The organism is Mycobacterium sp. 1165196.3 (assembly GCF_001673415.1).
Taxonomy (GTDB): Bacteria; Actinomycetota; Actinomycetes; order Mycobacteriales; family Mycobacteriaceae; genus Mycobacterium; species Mycobacterium europaeum_A.
In genome coordinates this window covers 24013-30936 of record NZ_LZLU01000007.1, presented here as the reverse complement: position 1 = coordinate 30936, position 6924 = coordinate 24013, and the positions used below count along the sequence as shown (strand labels likewise).

Here is a 6924-nt window from a genome sequence, read left to right as displayed (position 1 = left end):
ACCCGGACCTTGAGGTCGTCCGCCAGGCGCCGAGGATTGGCCCGCTCGGCAAGCGAGTCGACGGTGGCCGCCAGCTGGTCCCGGGCGACGTCGATGTCCTGCTTGATGGCTTCGGGGTCCCGGTCCGCCACTGTGTCCTCCAAGTCGCCCACTATCCGGCTCATGCACCTGCCCGAACTACCCTAGATCAGCTGGCGGCCACCGTCGACTCGCTTGCCGAGCGGGCCAATCCTCGGCGCCTGGCGGACGACCTCAAGGTCCGGGTGATCGGATTCGTGCAGAAGCCCGTGGTGCTGGCCTCGCTGGCCGGGGTCGGGGCCCTCGTCGTGGTGGTGGCGGTGCGCCGCGTCAGGAATCGGTGACGCGCCCGGTCTGGACGTACACCGGGATGTCGTCGGCCCAGGGCTGATTGGTGGCCATGTCGTCGACGTCGCAGTAGCCGCGTTCGAATTCGCCCGTCGCGGCGTCGACCAACCTGTATTCCTGCCGCTGTTGGTGGATGGGCTGGGCATCGAGGATCACCACGCGCACCTCGCCCGGCTCGAACCCGCACCGCTGCTGCAGCGCCTCGATCAGGCATTCGTTGTGCATGTGGCCGTCGCCGAAGTTCCAGCCCAGCACCATCGAGCACAGGACTTCACCCTCACACAGGTTGTAGTCGTCCTCGTCGTAGTCGGCCATCGCCCGGTGCGCCAGGGTGAGCAGCGCGCGCCCGTGGGTGTTCATCCCCCGGAACGCCAAGGCCAGGTGCAGCGGGATCAGGGTTTCCTCTTTGCTGCCGTACAACCGCTCGAGCTGCTGGTGCTGCATCGGGCCCAGGGCGCGGGAGCCGACGCGGAACTTTTCGTCGGCCGACGGCCGCACGCACCACAGGGTGGTGTCCCAGTTGCCGGCGTAGTAGCGCATGCCGGGCAGAAACGAGACCTTGCGCGGATAGAGATTCCCGACGACGACCGTGCCGGCCATGACGGCGAACAGGGCGGCGATCGGCAACGGGTGGGCGATGTCGGACAGGCCCAGGCGCGCGTGCGCGACGAACAGCCATAGCACCCCGAAGATCATGAAGACGTTCCACTCCAGCGGCACGCCCATCGGGAAGGCCAGCAGGATGTTGAGGTGGAACACGATCATCACGAACGCCGCGATGGCCGTCGGCCAGCCGCCGTGTGAGAACAGCAGCACCAGCGGTACCAGACCCTCGACCGCGGTCGAGAAGTGCGCGATGAATCCCGCCAGCGCGCTGGGCCGCAGGTCGTCCGGGTGGTGTCTGAACATCGACCGCTTGAGCGGCCCCGAGGGGATGAACGGATTGTTCGCCAGCATGGTCGAGATCACGAACGGAAAGTGCCTGTTGAGTTTGGAGGTCGCCGCACCCAGCCAAATCACCATGAAGACGACCTTGGCGCCGACGATGATGTCCGCCCCGGCGAACAGGAACGTCAGCGCCAGCGGCGCATACACCTCGCCGCGCGCGGCCAGGAAGATCACCTTGTCGCGCAAGCTGAGCACGGCCAGGACCGCCAGAATCGCGACGGTGCGCCACCACGGCAGCACTCCGATCGTGGTGTCCAGCGCGGGAATCGGTCCGGCGCCGTCGGACACCAGCGCGGTCAGGAGCAGCACCAGCAGGACGCCGTAGAGCAACGCGTCGAACGGGGTTCGGTTGCTGCCCTTGGTCAACGGCACCCGATTGGGCCACGGCGGCAACCGGATGGTGCCGGGCCGCAGCCAGTACAGGATCGACCCCATCGGAGGGAAGTAGCGCCCCGCCAAGGGCCCGAAGCAGCAACCGAGGCCGACGACCTCGAACAGCATCGTGAACAGGACGGCCTTCTGGAACACGATCGGCTCCGACCACCATTCGCCGACGTGGCTGAAGCCGCCGATGCCGGAGGTCGACCACGCGAAGAGCCAACCGCCGAGGATGTAGAGCGCGATCTTCACGCCGTACACCACGTGCATCACCAGCGGGGTGCCGAAGCCGTGCTCGGCGATGTGGCGCGCCATCGGCACGATCCGTTCGGCGCGGGAGCGGCTGGTCCACTCGGCCATGTCGACGACGGGCAGGTTGGGCCGGATGAACCCCATTGCAGCTCCTTCGACGCAGCTCGTCCCAAGGGGGCCTATCGGCGCTTCTGGCGCCGATCGGTGCCAGCAAGAAATTACCTGCAGGAGGGGCTGTCGCGGTGGGATACGGCGGCAAAATTCCGGTCAACCGGTGAGGGGGTCACTCCCAGCCCGGCGGGTCGTGCTCGGCCATGTAGGCCTCCCACGCGGCGCGGCGCAGGGCCCTGGTGTGCAGGTCCTGACAGATCGCCTGCGCCTCGGCGGCGGTGCCGGCCCGGCCCAGGTCGTGGTGCACGAAGCCGTCGTCCACCCGTTCGGCGCGGAAGCCGCCCGTCGAGACCACGTGCACCCGGTATTCGCTGCGGTCGTCGATGTTGGCGTGATAGTGGCCCTCGAAGGGCTCGACCCACTTCAGGTCAGTTTTCACAAGTGCCCTCTGAAAAACCCCACCGCAGGGATGGTAGGACCCGCGCGATCGTCGGGAAAGAGATTGCTCGGAGATCGCTACCCATCGGGTGAACCCCCCATTGAAGTGGAGAAGCCACCAAATATTGAACTACTCGGTGAGCTGGTGCGCCGTCAGGGTTTCGAACCCCGGACCCGCTGATTAAGAGTCAGCTGCTCTACCAACTGAGCTAACGGCGCTTCTAAACGGCCGAGACCGCGTAGGCGACAATAACAGGCGTCGTGCCGTCCAGTGAAATCCCGACCGCTTCCCAGGATAGCCGCTCGGCCGCGGGTGATCCGCATGGTTCGGAGCCGTCCGGCTCGCCTCGAGCATTACCCGCTCGACCGGGGTCGGCGTCACCGCGACTCGACGCGCCACCCGTAACGTCTTCGAGTAGTTTTCGCCGCAACCTGATTGGCGAGCTGGACGGTTATCAGAAGAGCGTGCCGCAATAAGGCACCCGGTCGGTGGCGAACATGGCGTCCAGGGTGCGCAGCGTGCCCGGCTGCAGTTCCGCGATGCGGTTCGCCCGGTGAAGTTCCGACGGGCGGTGGGCCCCCATGTAGATGGTCCCCAGATCACCGAGGCTTATCTGGACGTCCGCGGGCCCGTCGTGTGGTGTGCACTCGCCGACACCATCGCGTGTCTGCAGCCGGAATCGTCCACCAGCGACGCTGAGCGGGTCCGTGATGTCCAGGACGATGTCGGCGTCGGATGAATACCCGCGGGCGCCGAGCGCGGCGGGCACGTTCATGATTCGCAGCCACAGGAAATCGCTCATGCCTATCGTTTTCGCGGCGAGCTGGTCTTTGAGTTTGAGTGGGAGCGGGTCATCGACCGGGACCTCCATCACGATGTTGTCGAACGTTTTGGAGCCCACCAGAGTCGCCAGCAGTTCGTCGTGGGCTTCGTTCGTGACCGCGCAGAAGTCTTGGACGATCACGCTGCCGAATGGCCGCCGATAGGCGTGCGGCGACGCTCCCACGACGCGGTAGGTCACGAAACCGTCCGGATGAACGATGAAATTGAGCGTCGATCCGTTGTCCCGCTGGGTGATCCTGTCTTCGAGGATGTCGTCCCACCACGCATCATCTCGGCTCAGCGCACCCGGAGTTATGGCGCGCCACCGCTCGTAGAGCGGGGGCAGCAGGCTTGCCGCCTGGGCAGCGTCGACCTCACGAGCCCGATTTCGGTCGGGCTTGTTGCGCAGCTGGGTGAAACGCGGCTCGATGTCGTAGGTCCTGGCATAGCTGGCCACCCCGGCCCCAAGGATTTCGTAAACCGTTGGCTGGGTGGGAACGCCGCAAAGAATGGGATAACCACGCTCCTGCAAAATTGCGAAGCCCTGGATGCTGAGCTGTTGCCAAATTCCTTGTCCCTGATGCGTCGCCGCGACTGCGATCATCGACAACCAGGCGGCGTCGAGACTGGCGCCCCCTGGCACGGTGAGCCGCAGTGGGTAGTAAAGGGAAGTTCCGACCAGGTGCGGCTCTTCCGGATCGGACATGTCTTCGGCGATCAGGATGTCTTGCAGGTTGACCCGCCGCGTCCAGGCGGCGACGTCGTGCGGGTCCACGGCAATCCCATATGCGCGCGCCTGGTTCTCGTAGACGGCCTGCCAGTCCTTCTCGGTCGGATGCTTGATCCTGATAGCGTCCTTTGTTGCATTCATCGCTCATCCAATTCGCTACTGGCCCAGCTGAATTCGTGATGTGCACACCGAATCCAACAAAGCTCGTTTACTGGAATGCCGCCCCTCTTCGGTACCCGAGTCCCGGGTGGTGAAACGTCGCAACGACGTTGGTGACGCCGCCCACAAGCCGTCATAGTAGGAGCAGGGGTGTAAGGCGGATCACCGGTGTGACGGAATCAATTGCGCTAACGCGGCCGTCTTACTGTTACATAAGCCACGCGTGCGTCTCCGACGCATCGGCGGAAATGATTGCCGAGGGGGCGTCAAACGGTCCCTGTATGGGTATAGAGCTAGGCCGGAGGCGCCGGAAAAGAAAGGACGCCAGTGCTGCGAGGAATCGCTCGACTTGCCATCGCGGCGCCCAGACGCATCATCGCGGCCGCCGTTTTCGTCCTGGTGGTCTGCGGGATCTTCGGGATTCCGGTGGTAAACAGGCTGTCGGCCGGCGGATTCCAGGACCCGACCTCGGAATCGGCGCGGGCGACCGAACTGCTCAGGGACAAGTTCGGTCAAACCGACCAGAAGATGCTGATCGCGCTGACCGCGCCCGCGGGTGCCCGCAGCGACAAAGCGCGCCAGGTGGCCACCGACATCGTCGATCACCTGAAACGATCGCCTTGGGTCATCGACGTTTCTTCGGCGTGGACCTCGCCGCCCCAGACCGCGGCCCAGCTGGTCAGCAAGGACAACAAGTCCGGGATGATCGTGGCCGACCTGAGAGGCGGGGAGAACAAGGCCCAGGAGTACGCCAGCGCGCTCATGCGTGAGGTGGTCCACGACCGGGACGGCGTCACCGTTCGCGCCGGTGGGATGGCCGTGGCGTACGCCCAGATCAATCAGCAGAACCAGCGCGACCTGATGCTGATGGAGTCGATCGCGATTCCGTTGAGCTTCGCGGTGCTGGTGTGGGTGCTTGGCGGTGTGGTGGCGGCGACGCTGCCGATCGTGTTGGGCGCATTGGCCATCGTCGGCACCATGTCGGTGCTGCGACTGATCACCTACGTCACCGACGTGTCGACGTATGCGCTGGACCTGAGCATTGCGATGGGTCTGGCCCTGGCGATCGACTACAACCTGTTGATCATCACTCGCTATCGCGAGGAGCTGGCCCGAACCGAGGGCCGGGACCAGGCGTTGTTTCGGACCATGGCCACCGCCGGCCGAACCGTTCTGTTCTCGGCCACCACCGTCGGGCTGTCAATGGCGGTGATGGCGCTGTTCCCGATGTACTTCCTCAAGTCGTCGGCCTACACGATCGTGGTCACGGCGATCATCGTGGCGCTCGCCGCTGTCGTGGTGACGCCGGCCGCGATCGTGCTGCTGGGGCCGCGGTTGGACTCGCTGAACGCCCGTCGGGTGATGCATCGCGTGCTGCACGGGCAGCGGCCGTTCCGCGATCACGCGCACCAGCCGCTCGAGACACAGTTCTGGTACCGGTCGACGCGCTACGTGTTGCGCCACGCCATGTCGGTCGGTCTGAGTGTCGTGGTGTTGCTGCTGTTGCTCGGTGCGCCGTTCCTCGGGGTGAAGTGGGGTTTCCCTGACGAACGGGTGCTGCCCAAAGGGGCGTCTGCGCGCCAGGTTGCCGACATGCTGGACAACGATTTCGCTAACGGGCTAGGCACCGGGGTCTCCGTCGTCGTCCCCGACGCTCGCGGCATGACCCCCGCCGACCTGGAGCGCTACGCCGCCGAGCTGTCCCGGGTGGCCGACGTCTCCGCGGTCAGCGCGCCGGCCGGCACGTTCGTGGGCGGGAAACGGGTGGCGCCGCCCGCCGAGGCCACCGGCATGGCCAACGGCGCCGCGTTTCTGACGGTGTCGAGCACTGCGCCGCTGTATTCGAAGGCTTCGAACACGCAACTCGACCGACTGCATCAGGTCGCTGGGCCGGCCGGCCACTCGGTGCTGGTGACCGGTCTGGCGCAGATCAACCGCGACAGTGTCGACGCCATCACCAAGCGACTGCCGCTGGTGTTCGGGCTGATTGCCCTGATCACCTTTGCCCTACTCTTCCTGCTGACCGGCAGCGCGGTGCTGCCGCTGCAGGCGCTGGTGTGCAACGTGCTGTCACTGACCGCGGCGTTCGGCGCGATGGTGTGGATCTTCCAGGACGGCCACCTGGGCGCGCTGGGCACCACACCCAACGGGACGTTGAACGCCAACATCCCGGTGTTGTTGTTCTGCATCGCCTTTGGGCTGGCCATGGATTACGAGGTGTTCCTGGTTTCGCGCATCCACGAATACTGGCTGGCCTCGCAAGCCATCCGGGAGACGCCGCCGACGGCCGCCGAGGCGCGCGCCGCCACCGACGAGAGCACGGCGCTGGGTATCGCCGGGATCGGCCGGGTGGTCACCACCGCCGCTGTGGTCATGTCGATCTCGTTCGCCGCCTTGATCCCCGCGCACGTGTCGTTCATGCGCATGCTGGGCCTGGGCCTCACGCTCGGCGTCCTCGTCGATGCGACCCTGGTCCGAATGGTCTTGGTACCGGCCTTCATTCACCTGCTGGGACGCTGGACCTGGTGGGCCCCACGGCCGTTGGTGTGGCTGCGGGAGCGGTCCGCAACCGGTGAAGAGGGCGAGGTCGCGGTGGGGCGGGGCCGCTGGGCCCGCGACGCTCCGAACGGGGGCCGGTCATTGACCAGAAGGTGGACTGACAGGGCCGCCGCCGAGCGCACCTGACCCGCGAACATGCATTGCGCACCAATGGTTTTCC

5 protein-coding genes, 1 tRNA gene and 1 pseudogene are annotated in these 6924 nt (G+C 65.8%); 2 read left to right on the top strand and 5 right to left on the bottom strand.

The features are described from left to right. The coding region (locus A5659_RS26600; RefSeq protein ID WP_156748726.1) for a DUF3618 domain-containing protein at nucleotides 1-131 on the bottom strand (131 nt) is incomplete at its 3' end. Nucleotides 132-185: 54 nt separating this feature from the next. Between A5659_RS26600 and A5659_RS26595 the strand changes: the two are divergent. Then, nucleotides 186-362: pseudogene (locus tag A5659_RS26595) on the top strand (DUF3618 domain-containing protein); the annotation flags it as partial. Here the strand turns inward: A5659_RS26595 and A5659_RS00625 are convergent. The 4 genes from A5659_RS00625 to A5659_RS00610 all read right to left on the bottom strand — a co-directional run bounded on the left by A5659_RS00625 (nucleotide 349) and on the right by A5659_RS00610 (nucleotide 4187). After that, entirely contained in the window at nucleotides 349-2088 is a 1740-nt protein-coding gene (locus A5659_RS00625; RefSeq protein WP_067178808.1) for a DUF3556 domain-containing protein, read from the bottom strand. The pseudogene A5659_RS26595 and the gene A5659_RS00625 overlap by 14 nt on opposite strands. A gap of 139 nt (nucleotides 2089-2227) precedes the next feature. Beyond that, nucleotides 2228-2494: a hypothetical protein gene (locus tag A5659_RS00620; protein WP_066860358.1), complete on the bottom strand. Its 267-nt coding sequence runs from the start codon at nucleotides 2492-2494 to the stop codon at nucleotides 2228-2230. Between the two features lie 142 nt (nucleotides 2495-2636). Next, nucleotides 2637-2712, bottom strand: a tRNA-Lys gene (locus A5659_RS00615). Nucleotides 2713-2948: 236 nt separating this feature from the next. Next, nucleotides 2949-4187: a GNAT family N-acetyltransferase gene (locus tag A5659_RS00610; protein WP_066860353.1), complete on the bottom strand. Its 1239-nt coding sequence runs from the start codon at nucleotides 4185-4187 to the stop codon at nucleotides 2949-2951. 345 nt (nucleotides 4188-4532) lie between these two features. Between A5659_RS00610 and A5659_RS00605 the strand changes: the two genes are divergently transcribed. Beyond that, nucleotides 4533-6890: an MMPL family transporter gene (locus tag A5659_RS00605; protein ID WP_067178806.1), complete on the top strand. Its 2358-nt coding sequence runs from the start codon at nucleotides 4533-4535 to the stop codon at nucleotides 6888-6890. Nucleotides 6891-6924: the final 34 nt, after the last annotated feature.